Source organism: Nonomuraea monospora (assembly GCF_039531895.1).
GTDB classification, from domain to species: domain Bacteria; phylum Actinomycetota; class Actinomycetes; order Streptosporangiales; family Streptosporangiaceae; genus Nonomuraea; species Nonomuraea monospora.
The window spans coordinates 264784-282880 of record NZ_BAAAQX010000001.1; the positions used below are offsets into that span (position 1 = coordinate 264784).

Below are 18097 nucleotides of genomic sequence, written 5' to 3' on the forward strand. Positions count from 1 at the left end.
TTTACCGCTTTTCCTGATCGGCGGACGTACCGGCAATTCTCCGCTTAACGTGACGATAGGGATGGGAATTGACAGGAGGCACGCTGTGGGGCTGCTCACCGCCGTGGCATGGACGGTCGCCGCGCTCGCCGGGGTGTACCTGCTCTCCTTGTGGCTCGCGGGCGGCGGCCTGCGCCGCGCCAAGGTCACCCGCTTTCCCGCCGCCGTCGTCTTCGCCCACCCGGCGCTCGCCGTCACGGCGCTGGTCTGCTACGCCGCCGGCCTCGCCACGGGCAGCCGCGTGCTCGCCTGGGCGGCCTTCGCCGGCCTGGCGGCGGCCGCGCTCCTCGGGTTCGCGATGTTCACCCGGTGGCTCGGCGGCGGACGCCACCAGATGGCCGGGCGCGGCTTCCCCGTCCTGGCCGTGACCCTGCACGGGCTGGCCGGGGTGACGGCGTTCACGCTCGTCTTCCTCACCGCCAGCGCCGCCCGCGTCTTCTGACCGCGTCTTCTGATCGCGTCTCCCCGGACGCGGCCACGAGACGCGTCTCCCGGACGCGCCTCGCGGGCGGTCAGGACTTGCCGCTTCTCGGCCGCCGCAGCACCTGCAACGAGCGTGACGTGACGGCCACCACGTCGCCCGCCTGCCACCCGTCGTCCGCGAACCCCTCCTCCACCACGTCGTGCGTGGTGTCGAGCACCGGCAGCCACCGGTCGCCGAGCTCCTCGCCCGGCAGCGTGAACGGCAGGCTCTCGTGGTGGGCGTTGATCAGCAGCAGGAACGAGTCGTCCGCGATCCGCTCGCCGCGCGGCCCCATCTCGGTGATCGCCTCGCCGTTCAGGTAGACCATCAGCGACTTGGCGTAGCTGATGTGCCAGTCGCCGGCCGTCATCTCCCGCCCGCCGGGCGTCAGCCACACCAGGTCGCGGGCGCCGTTGTCGGGATGCCGCCCGTGGAAGAAGCGCCGCCGCTGGAAGACCGGGTGCTCGCGGCGCAGCTTCGACAGCGCCTGGACGAACTCCAGCAGCTCCGACTCGGCGTTCACCAGCGACCAGTCGACCCAGGCCAGCTCGTTGTCCTGGCAGTAGGCGTTGTTGTTGCCGCGCTGCGTGCGCCCGATCTCGTCGCCGTGCGAGAGCATGGGCACCCCCTGCGACAGGAACAGCGTGGCCAGCAGGTTGCGGCGCTGCCGACGGCGGAGCGTGACGATCTGCGGGTCCTCCACGGGGCCCTCCGCGCCGCAGTTCCACGAGCGGTTGTCGTTGGTGCCGTCGCGGTTGTCCTCGCCGTTGTCCTCGTTGTGCTTGTGGTCGTACGAGACCAGGTCCGTCATCGTGAACCCGTCGTGGCAGGTCACGAAGTTGATCGAGGCGACGGGGCGGCGGCCGGAGGACTCGTACAGGTCGGCGGAGCCGGTCAGCCGGGAGGCGAACTCGGGCAGCGCCGAGTGGGTGCCCCGCCAGAAGTCGCGGACGATGTCGCGATACTTGCCGTTCCACTCCGTCCACAGCGGCGGGAAGTTGCCCACCTGGTAGCCGCCAGGGCCCACATCCCACGGCTCGGCGATCAGCTTGACCTGCGAGATCACCGGATCCTGCTGGATCAGGTCGAAGAACGCGCTGAGCCGGTCGACGTCGTGCAGCTCCCTGGCCAGCGCCGAGGCCAGGTCGAAGCGGAACCCGTCGACGTGCATCTCCAGCACCCAGTACCGCAGCGAGTCCATGATGAGCTGCAGGGCGTGCGGCGAGCGCACGTTCAGCGAGTTGCCGCACCCGGTGTAGTCGAGGTAGTAGCGCCGGTCGCCGTCGTGCAGCCGGTAGTAGGCGACGTTGTCGATGCCCCGGAACCCCAGCGTGGGCCCCATGTGGTCGCCCTCGGCCGTGTGGTTGTAGACCACGTCGAGGATGACCTCGATGCCCGCCTCGTGCAGCGCCCGCACCATGGCCTTGAACTCCAGCACCTGCTGGCCCCTGGTGCCGGCGCTGGAGTAGCCGCCGTGGGGTGCCAGGTAGGCCATGGTGTTGTAACCCCAGTAGTTCGTCAGCCCCCTGGCCACCAGGAAGTGCTCGGGCACGTAGTGGTGCACCGGCATCAGCTCGACCGCCGTCACCCCGAGCGACAGCAGGTGGTCGATGATCGCCGGATGCCCCACCCCCGCGTACGTGCCGCGCAGGTCGGCAGGCACGTCGGGGTGACGCATGGTGAGCCCGCGCACGTGCGCCTCGTAGATCACCGTCTGGTGGTACGGGATCCGCGGCGGCCGGTCGTTGCCCCACTCGAAGAACGGGTTGACCACCACGTTCTTCGGCATGTACGGGGCGCTGTCCTCGGTGTTGCGCCGGGTGGGATCGGTGAAGTAGTAGGGGAACAGCGCCTGGTTCCACTCCAGGTCGCCGTCGATGGCCTTGGCGTACGGGTCGAGCAGCAGCTTGGCCGGGTTGCACCGGTGCCCCTGCGACGGCTCGTAGGGGCCGTGCACCCGATAGCCGTACCGCTGCCCGGGCTGGATCCCCGGCAGGTAGCCATGCCAGACGAACCCGTCGACCTCGGGGAGATCGACGCGTTCCTCGGAGCCGTCATCGTGGAAAAGGCACAGCTCGACCCGCTCGGCGACCTCGGAGAACACCGAAAAGCTGGTGCCAACGCCATCCCAGGTGCCGCCGAGTGGATAGGGCTCGCCCGGCCAGACCTCGCGCATGTGACCCGATTGTCGCACGCGAAAGCGCTCTTGGTCTTCCAATGACCCGATCGCTTCGCGCGCGGGGGAACGGGAACCTAGAGAAGCTCGGCCTGAAGGCTGATCGTCGTGCCCGCGAGAGCCTTGCTCACGGGGCAGTTGACCTTGGCCGTCTCGGCCGCCTCCTGGAACTGCTCGGCCGTGATGCCCGGAACCTGCCCCTTCACCGTGAGCACGATGCCCGTGATGCCCTCACCCGGCTGGAACGTCACGTCGGCGCTGGTCTCCAGCGACTCCGGCGGCGTGCCCGCGCCGGCGAGGGCGTGGGAGAGCGCCATGGAGAAGCAGGAGGAGTGGGCGGCGGCGATGAGCTCCTCGGGGGAGGTCTTGCCGCCGGCCTCCTGCGACCTGGACGCCCAGGAGACCTCGTACGTGCCGACACCCGAGCTGTTGAGCGAGACGGTGCCGGAACCGTCGATCAGGGCGCCTTTCCACTGGGTGGTGGCGGTGCGAGTAGTGGCCATCGCGATTGCTCCCTCCGTTGGTACCTTTCCGACCCTATCGCGGCCCCAAAGAAGTCTTGGCAGCCGGTCATCCGGCTCTACATTTGGTGCGAATAGTGACATGCTCGGGTCGCGGCGCACCAGCCGCCTTGGTCCGGAATAAACGGGAGTGTGGTGCCAGTGGAGGCACCGTACGACGACCGCCTGCTGCACCAGCGGGTGGTCGGCGGCGATGAGTCCGCGCTGGGCGAGGTCTACGATCGGCTCTCTTCGCTGATCTTCGGTCTCGCCCTGCGGGTCACCAGGGACCGGGTGATCGCTGAGGACATCACGCAGGAAGTGTTCCTCGTCTTCTGGGAACGGCCGCTGGCCTACGACCCGGAACGGGGCACCCTGCGTGCCTGGCTGGCCACGATCGCGCATCGGCGTGCGGTCGATCACGTGCGGGCCGAGGAGCGCAGGCGGGTGTCGGCGCTCGGGCCCAGGCTGTTCGAACGCGAGCCCGCGAGACTGGAGGACACCGTGCTCGCCGCCGACGAGGCCCAGCGGGTACGCCAGGCGGTGATATCCCTGCCCCAAGGCTTACGGGAGGCGGTGGAACTGGCTTATTTCGGTGGCAGAACCTACCGGCAGGTCGGCGAGGAGCTCGGCGTGCCTGAGGGAACGGCCAAGTCGCGCATCCGGCTGGCGCTGCGGCGCCTGGCGGACGCGCTCGCAGAGGAAGAAGTCTGATGGACGCCCGGCCGCCGCACGCGGTGAGGGCGGATCGTCAGGGCAGGGAAAGAAGTGTGATGGACGCCTGGCCGCCGCACACGGCTCAGGTGGAGCCGCATACTGAGGAAGAGGTGTGATGGACCCCGTCGAGCGTCTTTATCTCGACGCGCTGATGGAGGACCCCGAGGTGCCGGCCGGCTCGCTGCGGCCCCAGCTCCTCGCCGGGGCCCGGGCCCGGCGCCGGCCGGCGGCACCCACCGCCGCCTGGGCGGAGCCGTACGCAGGCCGCGTGGCCGCGATGGACGCGCTGCTGGCCTCGGCGGTGGACGACGACTGGTCGCGGATCATCGTCGAGGGCTGGACGCTCCAGGAACTCGTCGCCCACCTGGCCGCCAAGGACGGCCTGCTGGCCGCCTCCGTCGGCGCTCCCGTGCTGGGCCCGCCGATCGGCGCCGCCGACTCGCGGTCCCGGACGAACGACGTCCAGGCGTACGAGCGGGCGCGCAGCCCCGAGCAGACCCGCAGGGACTGGCGCGCGCAGGCGGACGCCCTCTGCCGCCACCTGGCCGACCTGCCCGCCACGACCCCGGCCACCCTGGACGGCCTCGACGCGCCGCTCAACGACCACATCCTGGCCAGGTGCCTGGAGACGTGGATCCACACCTCCGACGCGGCGGAGATCGCCGAGATCCGCCTGCCCGACCCGATCGCCGACCACATCCACCCCACCGCCGACCTGTGCGCCCGCCTGCTGCCCTGGACGATGCTCTTCAGCGGCATCGACGGCGCGGGCCGCACCCTGGGCCTCACGCTGACCGGCGCGGGCGGCGGAGAGTGGCGCGTCGCGCTGGGCGTGGAGGACGCCGGTCCTGGTGAGCCGGACGCGTACATCACGACGGACGTGAAGCAGTTCTGCTTCCTGCTCGGCGGAAGGGGCGACCCCGCCACCTTCACCGCGGACCTGGCGGGCGACCTCGCCCTCGCCAAGGACGTCCTGGCCGCCGCCCCCGCCCTTTCCGGCCCTTAATCCCACATAAGGGAGCAATTCGCCGAACGCCCTGGAATTTGACGGGTTGTTTGGATCAGCCGAGGTAAAGGGGATTCTGTGCAGGGGTACGTCTGACCATGTCCGGGCGCCTTGAGAAAAAGGGCTCCGGATTCCGGGTCAAACTACCCAGGACGGAAAAATGCATGTGAATCCCAATAATCCACATAAGCGCCGGAGCCGTCGGCGTATCGCCGTGCTGGCACTGGCCGGCGCCACGCTCCTCCCGGCGGGCCAGGGGGTCGCCGGCGCCACCGCCGCCGCCCCCGCCAGTGCCGGGCACGCCACCGCCCCCGCCGGCGTCGGGTACGCCGCCGGTGAGAAGCCGGTGCTCGGCTGCGGCGACCGGTGGTGCGGCAACGGCTGGGGCCGGCGCTGGTGCGGCGGCTGGCGCTGCCACGGGCACCGCCACCACCGTCACCACGACCACTACTACGAGCACGACTATCACTCGGGCGACCGGCACCACCACGACCACGCCGAACCCGCCCCCGCACCGCCCGTGGAGCCGCCGCCTGTCAAGGACGACCACGAGCCGCCGATCAAGGACGACCACGAGTCGATCAAGGACGACCACCGGGAGGACCCGCACAAGTGGGACTTCCAGCACTGGTCCCCCTTCGGCGACGAGGGCTGACCCGGGATCGGGGCGCGCACGCATGACGTCCAGCGGCGCCTCCCGGCGTCCAACGACGTCCTGGCGCGCCCGGCGACGATCACCGAATTTCGGCGAGTGCCGTGACCGCCCGGCCGGTCACGGCATTCGCCTTGTGAATTCGGGGCAAGAATCAGACTCTGCGCAAGACGAGAAGGGGGTCCTCGTGGCGGACGACGTGACGGGTCTCGCGGGGTTTCTGTACGAGTTCGGGCTGCTCAAGCGCTACAAGCGAACCGGCTGGCTGGTCGCGGGCGTACGCGATCCGGAGAGCATCGCCGACCATTCCTTCCGCGCGGCGGTCATCGCGGCCGTCATCGCCGGCATGGAAGGCGGCAACCCGGAACGGGCGGCGTTCATGAGCCTCTTCCACGACACGCAGGAGACGCGCGTCACCGACATCCCGTACATCGGCAAGCGCTACCTCAAGGCCACCTCCAACGAGGACGTCACCGCCGACCAGGTCCGCGGCCTGCCCGCGGAGGTGGCCACCGTCGTGAGTGACGCCGTGGCGGAGTACGAGGAGAAGGTCACCCTCGAAGCGGTCTGCGCCCGCGACGCCGACAAACTGGAGTGCCTCATCCAGGCGGTCGAGTATCGGGAGCAGGGGCATCGCAACGTCCAGGGATGGATCGACAGCTCCCTGGCCGCCATCACCACCCAGACGGGCAAGCGCCTGGCCGAGGAGGCCCTGAGCACGGGAACCCTCGACTGGGTGACCCGCGTACTCAACGGCGACTAACCCCACCCACCCGGCCCGCAGGGCGCCTGGCCCCAGCACGCCCGCCCGGCCCGCAGGGCGCCTGGCCCCCAGTGCGCCCGCCCGGCCCACAGGGCGCCTCGCCTCAGCGCGCCCGCCCGGCTTCAGGCCAAGCCCCAGCGTGCCCGCGCGCCCTGCCCGAGCCTGCCCAGCTCGTGCCCGGAAGCGCGGCGCGCCTGGCCTCGGCCCCCAGGCTCTGAACCAGCCCCAGCGCGCGCTCGCCGCCCGCTTGCCGCCGCCCGCGCGCCCGCAAACGCCTGGCCCGCAGCCCGCAGCCGGCGCCCGGCGCGCCTGCCTCCCCGCCCCGAGCCGGACCTCAGCCGGGTGTGGGCGTTCAGGCGTCGGTGGCGGCGGGCCGGGTGACGAGTTCCCTGGCGTACTCGTCGTCGCTCTCCGCCAGCACCCGCTCCACCCCCTGCGCCGCCCGCGGATCCCCGCGATCCGCCAGCCCTCGGGTGGCCTCCGCGACGGTACGCAGGTCGGAGTCGGACAGCCGGGCCGCCAGCGCCTCCCTGATCACGGGTGTGTCGGCGGCGAGCCCGGCGAGCCCGGAGGTGGCCCAGTCGCGGATCTCGGAGTCCTCGTCCTCGGTCATGGAGATGAGCAGAGCCAGCCCCTCCTCGTGGTCCGGCGGCAGCACGTCGGACAGCGCGATCGCGTCCGTCATGGTGCGCTTGTGCCCGGGACGCCCGAGCACGTCCAGCACGTACGGCAGCGCCCTGGGGTCGCCCTGGTGGCCGAGCGCGGCCAGCACCGAGCGCAGCACCTGCGGGTTGCCTTCGGTGGTGACCATCTTCTGCAGCACCGGCAGGGTGCGCTCCAGGTACGGCTTCTCGCCGTCGGAGAACCCGAACTGGGCGATCGCGTCCACGCCGAACTCCCGCTCCCTGGCGTCCTCGCTCACGCACAGCCGGGCCAGCGCCTCGTACGTCTCGTCGTCGGCCCGCTTGCCGAGCGAGTCGGCGACGATCCACCAGGTCTCGGCGTCCTCGTCGACGTCGCGGTGCGCGAGCGCCCTGGCCACGAGTTGCTCCACCGGCGTGTAGATGCCGGCCGCGTCCTCCAGGAGGGTGGCGACGGCGGCGTGGCCGCGCTGGGCCTGCACCTGCTCGCTCTGCTCTCCGTCGGGGGAGCGGCCGGCGACCGTGATCAGCTCGGTGCCGTCCTTGGCGTACTGGCGGGCGACGACGTACTCCCAGCCGTCCTGCTCGATCTGGTCGAGCAGCGCGCTCTCCAGGTGCACGCCCGCCCAGCCGAGTGCGACTTCGAGGGGGGTGTCGCCGTCGCCGTCGTACTTCTCGTGGTCGGCGCTCGCCTCCAGCAGCACCTGCACGACGCCGGGGGCGCCGCGGCTGGAGGCGAGGGTGAGGGGGGTGTCGCCGACGTCGTTGGTGGCGTTCACGTCGGCGCCCGCCTCGACGAGCAGCCTGGCGGCGTCGGCGTGGCCGTTGGCGGCGGCCCACAGCAGCGCCGTCCAGCCGGCGTCCTCCCTGGCGTTCACGTCGGCGCCGGCGGCCAGCAGTGCCGTGACGACCTCGGTGCGGTCGCGTGAGGCCGCCGCGCACAGGGCCAGCCCGCCGTCGTCGGGGCCCTCGCTGGGCGTGTTGGGGTCGAGGCCGCCGGCGAGCAGCTTGCCCACGGTCTCGATGTCGCCGATCAACGCCGCGCGGTAGAGCTGTTCTGCATGCATGACAAGGGACCCTAGCCTGGTCCGGCCGCGCCCCGGACCAAGGCCGGGGCCCCGTGTCATGGCGTGGTACGCGCCCCGCCCGTGGACCGGTTCAAAAGCCATCCCGAACGTGCATGCTTCGATGGATGACACGATTCCTCCGTAAGGAGGAGCTGAATTCGGCCCCAAACGCGATATGTTGCGAGTATGACTGATCCTGGGGAGGTCCGCGCGTCGGACGCCGAGCGTGAGGCCGTCGTCGAACAGCTCCGTGTCGCCTCGGTCGAGGGCCGGCTGACGCTCGCCGAGCTGACCGACCGCACGGAGGCCGCGTACACCGCGACCACCCATTCCGAGCTGGCCATGCTCACCCAGGACCTGCCCGGGGCAGGCGTGGCCGCCCCGATGCCCGCCGCGGCGCCGCCGGGCAAGAAGCGGCGGTGGTTCGTCGGCGTCATGGGCGACTCCAAGCGCCGCGGCACCTGGCGCATCGACCAGGAGCTGGGTGCCGTCGCCGTGATGGGGGACGTCGTGCTCGACCTGCGCGAGGCGGAGGTGCGCACGGACCGGGTGGAGATCCTGGCCGTCTCCGTCATGGGCGACGTGAAGATCATCGTCCCTGACGGGGTGTACGTGGACCTCGACGGCATGGCGATCATGGGCGACAAGAAGGTGAACGTCATGCAGGCGCCGCCCGGGATGAGCGTGCCCGTGGTGCGCGTGCAGGCGTACGCCGTGATGGGCGACGTCAAGGTGATCGGCGACTCGCAGGCGCAGCCGCTCCAGCGCGGCTTCGCGGCGTGGCGCGAGCACTGGCGGCGGCTGCACGGCGACGACTGGCGCGAGATCGGGCGTCAGATCCGGTCCCAGAACCGCGAGCTGCGCCGCCAGCTCCGCGACGACCACGGGCTGGGCCGCGGCTACTGACAGCCTCCGGCCCGCACGCCGTCCATCGCGCCTGAAAGCACCCCTCACGCACGCGCGCGTGTCAGAAAGCACACGCGCGTCCGAAAGACCCCGCACCACCTCACACGCGCGCGTCCATAAGGACCCGCACCACCTCACACGCGCGCGTCCATAAGGACCCGCGCCACCTCACACGCGCGCGTCCAAAAGGACCCGCGCCACCTCACACACACGCGCGCCTGAAGAGGACTCAGCCCGCCACGGGGACAGGCACGCGCTGAGCCGCCTCGTAACGTTCCAGCACCACGTCCACCAGCTCAGGCGCCGCCCCCAGTACATCGGAGACGGCCGTAGCCCCAGCCGCCAGCGCGTCTGTCCGCACCTTGTCGGCGAAGAACCCCGGAGCCAGCAGGTAAGGCGCCACGACCACCCGGGGCGCCCCCGCCCGCAGGAGCGAGGCGACCGCCTCGGCCGGGGTGGGGGAGGCGGCGGAGGCGTACGCCGGGGTGACGGTCCACCAGCCGGACCGCCGCCACGCCCGCGCCATCCGCGCGATGACCGCGTTGGCCCGCGCGTCGCTGGACCCCGCCGACGCGAGCACCACCGCCGTGTCAGGGTCACCAGCCGGTACGCCCGCCTCGCCGAGCCGCCGCTCCAGCGCGGTCAGCAGCAGCGGGTGCGGGCCCAGCGTGTGCCCGTAGCGGACGCGCAGCCGGGGCTCGCGCGCACGCACCTCGTTCAGCGCCGCCGGCAGGTCCACCCGGCTGTGGTAGGCCTCGGTGAGCAGCAGCGGCAGCACCACGGCCTCCCGCAGGCCGGTGAGGGCCTGGCCGAGGGTCGGGGCGCAGTGGTCCAGGTAGGCCACCCGGACGTCCAGCGGCACCTGGTGGAGCAACGCGGCCACGGTGGCGGCGGCTCGCGGGTCGCGAGACCCGTGCGCCACCGCCACCAGTGGCACGCGGCCGGGGGTCGTCCCGCCTGCCAACGGGACGGTTCCCCCGCTGGGGATCACAGGTGAATGCCGCATTCGACCTTCCCCAGGCCCGCCCAGCGTCCGCTGCGCGGATCCTCACCCTCGGCGACCTGCCGCGTGCACGGCGCGCAGCCGATCGAGGGGTAGTTGTCGTAGTGCAACGGGTTGATGAGCACCCCGTTGTCGGCGATGTAGTTGTCGACGTCCTCCTGCGTCCAGGACGCGATCGGGTTGACCTTCACCATCTGCCGCTTGGCGTCCCACTCGACGACCTTGGTGCCGGTCCTGCTGGACGACTCGTCGCGGCGGATGCCGGAGATCCACGCCAGGTACGGCTCCAGCGCCCGGTTCAGCGGCTCCACCTTGCGCAGGTAGCAGCACAGGTCCGGGTTGCGGCCGAACAGGCGCGGCCCGAGGTCGCGGTCCTGCTCGGCGACCGTCCGCGAGGGCTTGATGTCGATCACGTTGACGTCATAGACCTGCCGCACGGCGTCCCGCGTGCCGATGGTCTCGGCGAAGTGGTAGCCGGTGTCGATGAACAACACGTCCACGCCGGGTTTGACCCGGCTGACGAGGTCGATGAGCAGCGCGTCGCTCATGGAGGAGGTCAGGCACAGCCGGTCGCCGAACGTCGCGGCCGCCCACCGGATGATCTCCCGGGCGGGGGCGTCGTCCAGGAACTTGGCGGCGGACTCGACGATGTCCTGAAGGTCGAGCGCGTCGCGCTGCTGTCTCAACCCGACCTCGATGTCGACCAGCGTCATATCTTCACTCCGATTCCAAGGAACTTCAGCTTGAAGGCACGAGCGCAGGCGCGGCAGTACCAGCCGCCATCGCCTTCGTAGGGCTCCAGGTCTTCCTCACCGCAGTACGGGCAGTGGAAGGGAACGGCTCGTGTGGTCATTTCAGGTCGGCCTCGTCTGCTCGCTGGACCCAGTCGGCGAACGACTCGCCTTCCTTCTTCTGGCTGTCGTAGTTGGACACGACGCGCGCCACGTAGTCGGGCAGCGCCTTGGCGGTGGTCTTGAGCCCGCGCACCTTCCTGCCGAACCCGGCGTTGACGCCGAGCGAGCCACCGAGGTGGATCTGGAAGCCTTCGACCTGGTCGCCGTTCTCGTCCACGACGAGCTGGCCCTTCAGGCCGATGTCGGCGACCTGGATGCGGGCGCAGGAGTTGGGGCAGCCGTTGAGGTTGATGGTCAGCGGCTCGTCGAAGTCGGGCAGCCGCCGCTCCAGCTCGTCGATCAGGTCCATCGCGGTGGCCTTGGTCTCGACGATGGCCAGCTTGCAGTACTCGATGCCGGTGCAGGCCATCGTCTGGCGGCGGAACGTGGACGGCTTGACCTGGAGGTCGTTGGCCTCCAGCTCGGCCACGATGGAGTCGACCTGGTCGGGCGCGACGTCGAGGATGACCATCTTCTGCTCGACCGTGGTGCGGACCCGGGTGGAGCCGTGCCGCTCGGCGATGTCGGCGATCAGGTGCAGCTTGTCGCCGTCGACCCGGCCGACCTTGGGCGCGAAGCCGACGTAGAAGTTGCCGTCCTTCTGCGGGTAGACGCCCACGTGGTCGCGCCGGTTGCTGCGCGGCAGCTCGGGGGCGGGCCCGTCGGGCAGCTTCTCCTTGAGGTACTCGTCCTCCAGAATCTGCCTGAACTTCTCCGGCCCCCAGTCGTTGACCAGGAACTTGATGCGGGCCCGGTGGCGCAGCCGCCGGTAGCCGTAGTCGCGGAAGATCCCGATGACGCCCTCGTGCACGTCGGCCGCCTTGTCGGGGCTGACGAAGACGCCCAGCCGCTTGCCCAGCATCGGGTTGGTCGACAGGCCGCCGCCCACCCACAGGTCGTAGCCGGCCTCGCCCCGCTCGTTGACGACGCCGACGAGCGCCACGTCGTTGATCTCGTGCACGGTGCAGTGCGCCGGGCAGCCGCTGATCGCCGTCTTGAACTTGCGCGGCAGGTTCGAGTACGCCGGGTTGCCGACGACCCGCTCGTGGATCTCCGCGATCTGCGGGGTGGCGTCGATCACCTCGTCGACGTCGATCCCGGCCAGCGGGCAGCCCATGATCACGCGCGGGGTGTCGCCGCACGCCTCGGTCGTGGACAGCCCGACGGCCTCCAGCCGCTCCCAGATGTCCGGCACCGACTCGATCTCCACCCAGTGGAGCTGGATGTTCTGGCGGTCGGTGATGTCGGCCGTGCCGCGGGCGTAGTCGTTGGAGATGTCGGCGATCGCCCGGAGCTGGGCCAGGTCGAGCTGGCCGCCGTCGATGCGCACCCGCAGCATGAAGTAGCTGTCGTCGAGCTCCTCCGGCTCGAGCACCGCCGTCTTGCCACCGTCGATCCCCGGCTTGCGCTGGGTGTAGAGGCCGTACCAGCGCATGCGGCCACGCAGGTCGGCCGGGTCGATCGAGTCGAAGCCCCGCTTGGAGTAGATATCGATGATGCGCTGGCGGACGTTGAGACCGTCGTCGTTCTTCTTGTTCTCTTCGTTCTTGTTGAGCGGCTCACGGTAACCGAGAGCCCACTGGCCTTCGCCGCGCGGGCGCTTGTGGTGCCGGCTGGCAGGAGTGCGGCTGGCAGGGGTGCTCATTGCGCGTCCTTCGGATCATGGGCGCGCGCAACGTTCCTCCTGCCTTCATCGTCGAAGGGCAGGGCTGGAGAGGATGGAGTGCGACGCGCTCAGCGGTAGAAATCGATGGGGTTAGCGGGCGTCGCAACAGATGGCACTGCGGACACGCTGAAGATCGACGTGTCGTCGACCGACGAGCATGGGGTCCGCTGGCATGTTTCGAGAGTACTCTGGCTGTCCGAGATGTCCAATACCGGGTCCAGAGTGTGGGATAGTGGGCCCCTCTGCCTGGGCTTTCAGCCCTGACGCGGCCAGTCCAGCTCCGACTCCTCGGGCAGCGCCTGCTCCTTGTGCTGGCAGTCGCACCACGAGCCGCCGCGGCAGTCCTCGTGACGTTTGTCCTTGCAGCTCTCGCAGATCACGTTACGCATTATTCTCCCAGAACGCCGCTCCGGTTAGGCTGGCGCGCGTGGACCTCATGGCCGAGTTGCTCGGCGATCTGCGTGCCGAGACCGCCTCCTTCGAAGCCCTCCTCCACCCGCTGGGCGACGGCGACTGGGAGCGGCCCACACCCGCCGAGGGATGGGCGATCCGCGACCAGGTGAGCCATCTGGCCTGGTTCGACGACGCGGCCGTGCGGGCGGCGGGCGATCCGGACGGCTTCCAGGCCTGGGTGAGCGGCTTCACGTCCGTGGACGACATCGCGGCCCGGTCACGTGGGATGACCCCCGGCGAGCTGCACGCCTGGTTCCGTACGTCCCGCGCCCGCAGCCTGGAGGCCTTCGCCACGCTCGGCGCCCGCGACCGGGTGCCGTGGTTCGGCCCGGCCATGTCGGCCGCCTCGTTCGTCACCGCGCGGCTGATGGAGACGTGGGCGCACGGCCAGGACGTGGCCGACGCGCTCGGCGTCGTCAGGGAGCCGACGGCGCGGCTGCGGCACGTGGCCACGATGGGCTTCAGGGCCCGCCCGTACAGCTTCGCCGTCCGCGGCCTGCCCGTCCCGCAGGAGCCCGTACGGGTGGAGCTGAGCATGCCGGACGGCCCCTCCTGGACGGCAGGCCCGCAGGACGCCTCCTCGCTCGTCCGCGGCACCGCCCTCGACTTCTGCCTGGCCGTCACCCAGCGCATCCACCTGTCGGACACCGGGCTGGAGATCACGGGCGGCGCCGCCCGTGAGTGGATGGAGATCGCCCAGTGTTTCGCCGGGCCACCCGGAAAGGGCAGAGGCCCGCGCTCAGGGGCCGATCAGGGTCATTCCGGATGACGCACGCGTCATGATCCGTGACATGCTGTGAGCATGCGCACAATCCTCAACGTCATCTGGCTGGTGTTCGCGGGTATCTGGCTGGCGATGGGCTACGCGCTGGCGGGGATCATCTGCTGTGTCCTCATCGTCACGATTCCGTTCGGCATCGCCTCGTTCAGAATCGCCAAGTACGCGCTGTGGCCGTTCGGCCGCACCGTGGTCCGCGACCCCGACGCCGGCGTCCTCTCCCTGCTGGGCAACATCATCTGGTTCGTGGTCGCCGGCATCTGGCTGGCCATCGGCCACGTCGTCACCTCGATCCCGCTGTTCATCTCGATCATCGGCATCCCGATGGGCGTGGCGAACATCAAACTCATCCCCGTCTCCCTTCTTCCGCTGGGCGCGCGCATCGTCGACAACGACCAGGGCAGTGCCGGGACGTAAGCTGTCCCGAAGAGTCACTGCGAAATACCGTTGGGTGCCATGACGTCCACCGATGCGCCTCCCCGGCCCAAGCGCGGGCTCGTCTCCCATGCCCGGGCCAGGCTGAGCTGGGTGCTCGACACCAACACGTGGGCGATCGTGCGTGCCGCGACCAACGCCGGCGTTACCTACCGCGTCACCGGCCTGGCCGGCGAGGCGGCCTTCTTCGCGCTGCTGTCGCTGCCCCCGTTCGTGCTGGGCCTGATCGGCGTGCTGGGCAAGCTCGGCACCTGGCTGGGCCCCACCGTCGTCGCCCAGGTGAAGGCCTGGGTGATCGAGCAGGCGGGGCTGCTGTTCACCGACGACGCGGTGAACAAGGTGATCAACCCGCTCCTCACCGACGTGCTCAGCGACGACGCCGGCAAGGTGTCGATCATCTCGCTGGGCTTCCTGCTGTCGCTGTGGTCCGGCTCCAGGGCCCTGTACGTGTACGTGGACCTCATCTCCGTCGCCTACGGGCTGGGCGAGGAGCGCGGCATCATCCGCACCCGGCTGATGTCGTTCGGCCTGTACGTCATCGGCCTGATCATCGGCATCATCGTCATGCCGATCCTCGTCGTCGGCCCCACCCTGATCAAGGACGCGCTGCCCGCCGACTACGGCATCCTCATCGACCTGCTCTACTGGCCCGTCGTGATCATCGGCTCGGTGCTCTTCCTCACCGTGCTCTACCACGTGAGCGTCCCGGTCCGCACGAAGTGGTACCGCGAGCTGCCGGGCGCCATCCTGGCGCTGTTCCTGTGGATCGTCTGCGCCGCCGTGCTGCGCGCCGTCCTGGCGGCCTGGTTCTCGCCCGTCTCGGTGTACGGGTCGCTGGCCGCGCCCATCGCGCTGCTGCTGTGGCTCTACATCACCGCGCTGGCCGTGCTCATCGGGGCCATCCTGAACGCCGAGGTCGATCGGCTCTGGCCGGGCGTGAGCCGTACCAAATAGCCATTCCGCCGCCGGATCACGTCCGGAATAATCCCAGCGGTGAACGTGCAGCAGCGGGTCGGGCCGTACACCCTCATCGACAAGCTCGGCGAGGGCGGGATGGGCGTCGTCCACCTCGCGGAGGATCCGGCGGGGCGGCGCGTGGCGCTGAAGACCATGCGGCCCGACCTGGCCGGGCGCGAGGAGTTCAGGCGCCGGTTCGGCAAGGAGACCGAGGCCGCCAGGAGGGTCGCCAGGTTCTGCACCGCGCCCGTGCTGGACGCCGGCTACCACCACGGCCCCGACGGCGAGATCGCCTACCTCGTCACCGAGTTCGTCGAGGGCCCCGACCTGTCGTCCGTGGTCGCCCGCGCCCCGCTGACCGGCTCCAACCTGGAGGCGCTGGCCGTCGGCGTCGCCACCGCGCTGGCCGCCATCCACCAGGCCGGAGTGGTGCACCGCGACCTCAAGCCGTCGAACGTGCTGCTCAGCCCCGTCGGGCCGCGCGTCATCGACTTCGGCGTCGCCCAGCTCGCCGACACCCCCGGCGCCGTGGCCACGATCGCGACCATGATGGGGACGCCCGCGTACATGTCGCCTGAGCAGGCCAGGGGCGAGCAGGTGAGCCCGGCGGGCGACATCTTCTCCTGGGGCGCCCTGGTCACGTTCGCGGGCACCGGCAGGGCGCCCTTCGGCACCGGCGGCGTCGCCGAGGTCGTCTACCGCGTCATCAACCACGCGCCCGTGCTCGACGGGCTCGACGAGCGGCTCAGGCCGCTGGTGGAGCGGGCGCTGGACAAGGACCCGGCCCGCCGCCCCACCGCCCAGCAGCTCGTGGACCAGCTACTCGGCCGCACGGGCGTGCCGGTGGCCGCCGCCACCAAGGCCGTCTCGGAGACCTGGACGCCCGTCGTCCGGCTCGCTCCCCCTTCCGCGCCGCCCGCCGCGCGCAGGAAGCCGTGGCTGCCGGTCGTCGTCGGCGTCCTCGCCGCCGCCGTCGGCGCGGGCGTCACCCTCGCCGCCGTACGCCCCTGGGAGCGGTCCGGCGCAGGCCCGGGCACCCCGGCCGCCGCCCGCACGGTCGACGCCCTCGGCAGCCGGCTGACCGTCCAGATCGACTCGCTGGTACGCCAGGGCACCAAGGTCCGCCTGCAGTGGACCGTCAAGAACGTCGGCACCGAGAACGCGCCCCTGTTCGGCAAGTTCGGCGGCGACGTCTTCGACGGGACCGTCTCGCGCGTCAGCATCGTCCCTCCCGGGGTCGGCAACCCGCTGTACCCCGTCGTCAAGGACGGCGTCTGCCAGTGCTTCCGCATCGCCAACGCCCCGTTCGCCGAGGGCGAGCAGCTCCAGCTCTGGGCCGTCTTCGAGGGGCTCCCCGAGACCGCGGAACAGGTCGACATCGACCTCGGGCCGCTCGGCACCGTCCAGGACGTGGCCGTCACCGAGGCGTGAACCAGGCCGCGCAGACCTGCTGATCAGGAGGAAAATTCACCCCCGGCGCATCCGATAAGGTCTAGGTCTGAGACGCGACTGGCGCATTGGGTGGGATCGACCACCAGGGAGCGAAAGGAGCGGAGGCCGTGCGCCTGGGTCTTCGCACATCGTCAACGATGACAGGAGAGTCATGAGTTCTCTCGCTAGCGTCGACCCGCAGATCGCCGAGCTCATCAAGGCCGAAGAGCGCCGCCAGTCCGACACGGTCAAGCTGATCGCCTCGGAGAACTACGTGTCCAAGGCCGTGCTGGAGGCCACCGGCACCGTCCTGACCAACAAGTACTCCGAGGGCTACGCAGGCAAGCGTTACTACGAGGGCCAGCAGGTCATCGACCAGGTCGAGACCCTCGCCATCGAGCGCGCCAAGGCCGTCTTCGGCGTCAACCACGCCAACGTCCAGCCCTACTCGGGCTCGCCCGCCAACCTCGCCGTCTACATGGCGTTCGCGCAGCCCGGCGACACCGTGATGGGCATGGGCCTGCCGTTCGGCGGCCACCTCACCCACGGCTGGTCCGTCTCCGCCACGGGCAAGTGGTTCAACCCGGTCCGCTACGGCGTGCGCAAGGACACCGGCCGCATCGACCTCGACGAGGTCCGGCAGCTCGCCCTGGAGCACCGGCCGAAGCTCATCTTCTGCGGCGGCACCGCCATCCCCCGCACCATCGACTTCGAGGGCTTCGCCTCGATCGCCCGCGAGGTCGGCGCCGTCCTGGCCGCCGACATCGCGCACATCGCGGGCCTGGTCGCGGGCGGCGCGCACCCGTCCCCCGTGGGCCACGCCGACGTGATCTCCACGACCACTCACAAGACCCTGCGCGGCCCGCGCGGCGCCATGCTCATGGCCACCGCCGACGAGCACGCCACGGCGCTCAACAAGGCCGTCTTCCCCGGCCTGCAGGGCGGCCCCCACAACCACACCACCGCCGCCATCGCCGTCGCACTCCACGAGGCCGCCCAGCCGTCCTTCCGCGAGTACGCCCACCAGGTGGTCCGCAACGCCAAGGCGCTGGCCGAGGAGCTGTCGTCGCGCGGCTTCGACCTGGTCTCCGGCGGCACCGACAACCACCTGATCCTGCTCGACCTGACCCCCAAGGGCATCGGCGGCAAGCCCGCCGCCCAGGCGCTCGACCGCGCCGGCCTGGAGACCAACTACAACACGGTCCCGTTCGACACCCGCAAGCCGTTCGACCCGTCGGGCATCCGCATCGGCACGCCCTCGGTGACGTCGCGCGGCATGGGCGAGGCGGAGATGCGGCAGATCGGCGCCTGGATCGACGAGGTCGTCACCGCCCTCGCCAAGGGCGACGCCGAGGACGTCATCACCCGCGTGCATCACGAGGTCAGCGAGCTCACCGCCCAGTTCCCCGCCCCTGGCCTGTAAGCACCCGGCCGACCTCGCGCCGTGACGCCGACCGGCAACGGCGCCCTTCCGTAAGAGAAGAAACGAAACACCCCACCGCGCGGGCTCCCGGTGCGCGGTGGGGTGCTTCGTGCGAGCGGGGTGGGCCG

The 18097-nt window shown here is 70.6% G+C and carries 19 protein-coding genes and 1 riboswitch; of the genes, 11 read left to right on the plus strand and 8 right to left on the minus strand.

The features are described 5' to 3' along the window. The first annotated feature begins 85 nt into the window (after positions 1-85). Positions 86-481 (plus strand): hypothetical protein, encoded by a 396-nt coding sequence (locus ABD331_RS01230; protein WP_344470253.1) that lies wholly within the window; start codon positions 86-88, stop codon positions 479-481. Positions 482-551: 70 nt separating this feature from the next. Here the strand turns inward: ABD331_RS01230 and glgX are convergent, their stop codons facing one another. Both glgX and ABD331_RS01240 read right to left on the minus strand, forming a co-directional pair. Continuing rightward, positions 552-2678 (minus strand): glycogen debranching protein GlgX, encoded by a 2127-nt coding sequence (gene glgX, locus ABD331_RS01235; RefSeq protein ID WP_344470254.1) that lies wholly within the window; start codon positions 2676-2678, stop codon positions 552-554. A 77-nt stretch (positions 2679-2755) separates the two neighbouring features. Continuing rightward, positions 2756-3181 (minus strand): OsmC family protein, encoded by a 426-nt coding sequence (locus ABD331_RS01240; RefSeq protein WP_344470255.1) that lies wholly within the window; start codon positions 3179-3181, stop codon positions 2756-2758. 153 nt (positions 3182-3334) lie between these two features. On the opposite strand from ABD331_RS01240, the gene ABD331_RS01245 reads away from it, so the two are divergent. The 4 genes from ABD331_RS01245 (at position 3335) to ABD331_RS01260 (ending at position 6316) form a co-directional block, all read left to right on the plus strand. After that, on the plus strand, positions 3335-3892 hold the full coding sequence (locus tag ABD331_RS01245) for a sigma-70 family RNA polymerase sigma factor (protein ID WP_344470256.1): 558 nt from the start codon (positions 3335-3337) through the stop codon (positions 3890-3892). A gap of 118 nt (positions 3893-4010) precedes the next feature. Further along, positions 4011-4901: a maleylpyruvate isomerase family mycothiol-dependent enzyme gene (locus ABD331_RS01250; protein ID WP_344470257.1), complete on the plus strand. Its 891-nt coding sequence runs from the start codon at positions 4011-4013 to the stop codon at positions 4899-4901. Positions 4902-5115: 214 nt separating this feature from the next. Further along, on the plus strand, positions 5116-5556 hold the full coding sequence (locus ABD331_RS01255; RefSeq protein ID WP_344470258.1) for a hypothetical protein: 441 nt from the start codon (positions 5116-5118) through the stop codon (positions 5554-5556). Positions 5557-5740: 184 nt separating this feature from the next. Next, complete coding sequence (locus ABD331_RS01260) at positions 5741-6316, plus strand: HD domain-containing protein (protein ID WP_148434372.1); 576 nt, start codon at positions 5741-5743, stop codon at positions 6314-6316. 352 nt (positions 6317-6668) lie between these two features. Here the strand turns inward: ABD331_RS01260 and ABD331_RS01265 are convergent, their stop codons facing one another. Continuing rightward, positions 6669-8024, minus strand: a complete 1356-nt coding sequence (locus ABD331_RS01265) for an ankyrin repeat domain-containing protein (protein WP_344470259.1) — start codon at positions 8022-8024, stop codon at positions 6669-6671. Positions 8025-8210: 186 nt separating this feature from the next. On the opposite strand from ABD331_RS01265, the gene ABD331_RS01270 reads away from it, so the two are divergent. After that, positions 8211-8930: a DUF1707 SHOCT-like domain-containing protein gene (locus ABD331_RS01270; protein WP_344470260.1), complete on the plus strand. Its 720-nt coding sequence runs from the start codon at positions 8211-8213 to the stop codon at positions 8928-8930. A 229-nt stretch (positions 8931-9159) separates the two neighbouring features. On the opposite strand, the gene ABD331_RS01275 is transcribed toward ABD331_RS01270, so the two are convergent. From ABD331_RS01275 to ABD331_RS01290, 5 genes are all read right to left on the minus strand, one after another. After that, positions 9160-9936, minus strand: coding sequence for a sirohydrochlorin chelatase (locus tag ABD331_RS01275; RefSeq protein ID WP_425565906.1), 777 nt, complete (start codon positions 9934-9936; stop codon positions 9160-9162). After that, positions 9918-10646 (minus strand): phosphoadenylyl-sulfate reductase, encoded by a 729-nt coding sequence (locus ABD331_RS01280; protein WP_148434375.1) that lies wholly within the window; start codon positions 10644-10646, stop codon positions 9918-9920. The genes ABD331_RS01275 and ABD331_RS01280 overlap by 19 nt, the downstream gene beginning before the upstream one ends. Before the next feature lie 136 nt (positions 10647-10782). After that, complete coding sequence (locus ABD331_RS01285; protein ID WP_344470261.1) at positions 10783-12471, minus strand: nitrite/sulfite reductase; 1689 nt, start codon at positions 12469-12471, stop codon at positions 10783-10785. A gap of 111 nt (positions 12472-12582) precedes the next feature. Next, positions 12583-12666 carry a putative leader peptide gene (locus tag ABD331_RS60865; protein ID WP_311132608.1) on the minus strand — a complete coding sequence of 28 codons (84 nt, stop codon included), beginning with the start codon at positions 12664-12666 and terminating at the stop codon, positions 12583-12585. An 80-nt stretch (positions 12667-12746) separates the two neighbouring features. Next, complete coding sequence (locus ABD331_RS01290) at positions 12747-12881, minus strand: hypothetical protein (RefSeq protein WP_344470262.1); 135 nt, start codon at positions 12879-12881, stop codon at positions 12747-12749. Positions 12882-12928: 47 nt separating this feature from the next. Here ABD331_RS01290 and ABD331_RS01295 point away from each other — a divergent pair, with 47 nt between their 5' ends. The 5 genes from ABD331_RS01295 to glyA all read left to right on the plus strand — a co-directional run bounded on the left by ABD331_RS01295 (position 12929) and on the right by glyA (position 17969). Continuing rightward, a complete protein-coding gene (locus tag ABD331_RS01295; protein ID WP_344470736.1) occupies positions 12929-13714 on the plus strand; it encodes a TIGR03084 family metal-binding protein in 786 nt (261 codons plus the stop codon). A 33-nt stretch (positions 13715-13747) separates the two neighbouring features. Next, positions 13748-14140 carry a YccF domain-containing protein gene (locus ABD331_RS01300; RefSeq protein ID WP_344470264.1) on the plus strand — a complete coding sequence of 131 codons (393 nt, stop codon included), beginning with the start codon at positions 13748-13750 and terminating at the stop codon, positions 14138-14140. Between the two features lie 39 nt (positions 14141-14179). Further along, entirely contained in the window at positions 14180-15112 is a 933-nt protein-coding gene (locus ABD331_RS01305) for a YihY/virulence factor BrkB family protein (protein WP_344470266.1), read from the plus strand. A 39-nt stretch (positions 15113-15151) separates the two neighbouring features. Then, positions 15152-16546, plus strand: a complete 1395-nt coding sequence (locus ABD331_RS01310; protein ID WP_344470268.1) for a serine/threonine-protein kinase — start codon at positions 15152-15154, stop codon at positions 16544-16546. A 64-nt stretch (positions 16547-16610) separates the two neighbouring features. Next, a riboswitch (ZMP/ZTP riboswitch) is annotated at positions 16611-16693 on the plus strand. Position 16694: 1 nt separating this feature from the next. Next, entirely contained in the window at positions 16695-17969 is a 1275-nt protein-coding gene (glyA, locus tag ABD331_RS01315; RefSeq protein WP_425565928.1) for a serine hydroxymethyltransferase, read from the plus strand. Positions 17970-18097 lie beyond the last annotated feature (128 nt).

What these genes read in the sequence shown, in the direction of transcription:
- glgX (WP_344470254.1), bottom strand. Translation starts at nt 2,678, where the DNA reads ATGCGCGAGGTCTGGCCGGGCGAGCCCTATCCACTCGGCGGCACCTGG.
- ABD331_RS01275 (WP_425565906.1), bottom strand. Translation starts at nt 9,936, where the DNA reads ATGCGGCATTCACCTGTGATCCCCAGCGGGGGAACCGTCCCGTTGGCA.
- ABD331_RS01295 (WP_344470736.1), top strand. Translation starts at nt 12,929, where the DNA reads ATGGCCGAGTTGCTCGGCGATCTGCGTGCCGAGACCGCCTCCTTCGAA.
- ABD331_RS01290 (WP_344470262.1), bottom strand. Translation starts at nt 12,881, where the DNA reads ATGCGTAACGTGATCTGCGAGAGCTGCAAGGACAAACGTCACGAGGAC.
- ABD331_RS01280 (WP_148434375.1), bottom strand. Translation starts at nt 10,646, where the DNA reads ATGACGCTGGTCGACATCGAGGTCGGGTTGAGACAGCAGCGCGACGCG.
- ABD331_RS01250 (WP_344470257.1), top strand. Translation starts at nt 4,011, where the DNA reads ATGGACCCCGTCGAGCGTCTTTATCTCGACGCGCTGATGGAGGACCCC.
- ABD331_RS01285 (WP_344470261.1), bottom strand. Translation starts at nt 12,471, where the DNA reads ATGAGCACCCCTGCCAGCCGCACTCCTGCCAGCCGGCACCACAAGCGC.
- ABD331_RS01240 (WP_344470255.1), bottom strand. Translation starts at nt 3,181, where the DNA reads ATGGCCACTACTCGCACCGCCACCACCCAGTGGAAAGGCGCCCTGATC.
- ABD331_RS01305 (WP_344470266.1), top strand. Translation starts at nt 14,180, where the DNA reads ATGACGTCCACCGATGCGCCTCCCCGGCCCAAGCGCGGGCTCGTCTCC.
- ABD331_RS01265 (WP_344470259.1), bottom strand. Translation starts at nt 8,024, where the DNA reads ATGCATGCAGAACAGCTCTACCGCGCGGCGTTGATCGGCGACATCGAG.
- ABD331_RS01300 (WP_344470264.1), top strand. Translation starts at nt 13,748, where the DNA reads ATGCGCACAATCCTCAACGTCATCTGGCTGGTGTTCGCGGGTATCTGG.
- ABD331_RS60865 (WP_311132608.1), bottom strand. Translation starts at nt 12,666, where the DNA reads ATGCCAGCGGACCCCATGCTCGTCGGTCGACGACACGTCGATCTTCAG.
- ABD331_RS01270 (WP_344470260.1), top strand. Translation starts at nt 8,211, where the DNA reads ATGACTGATCCTGGGGAGGTCCGCGCGTCGGACGCCGAGCGTGAGGCC.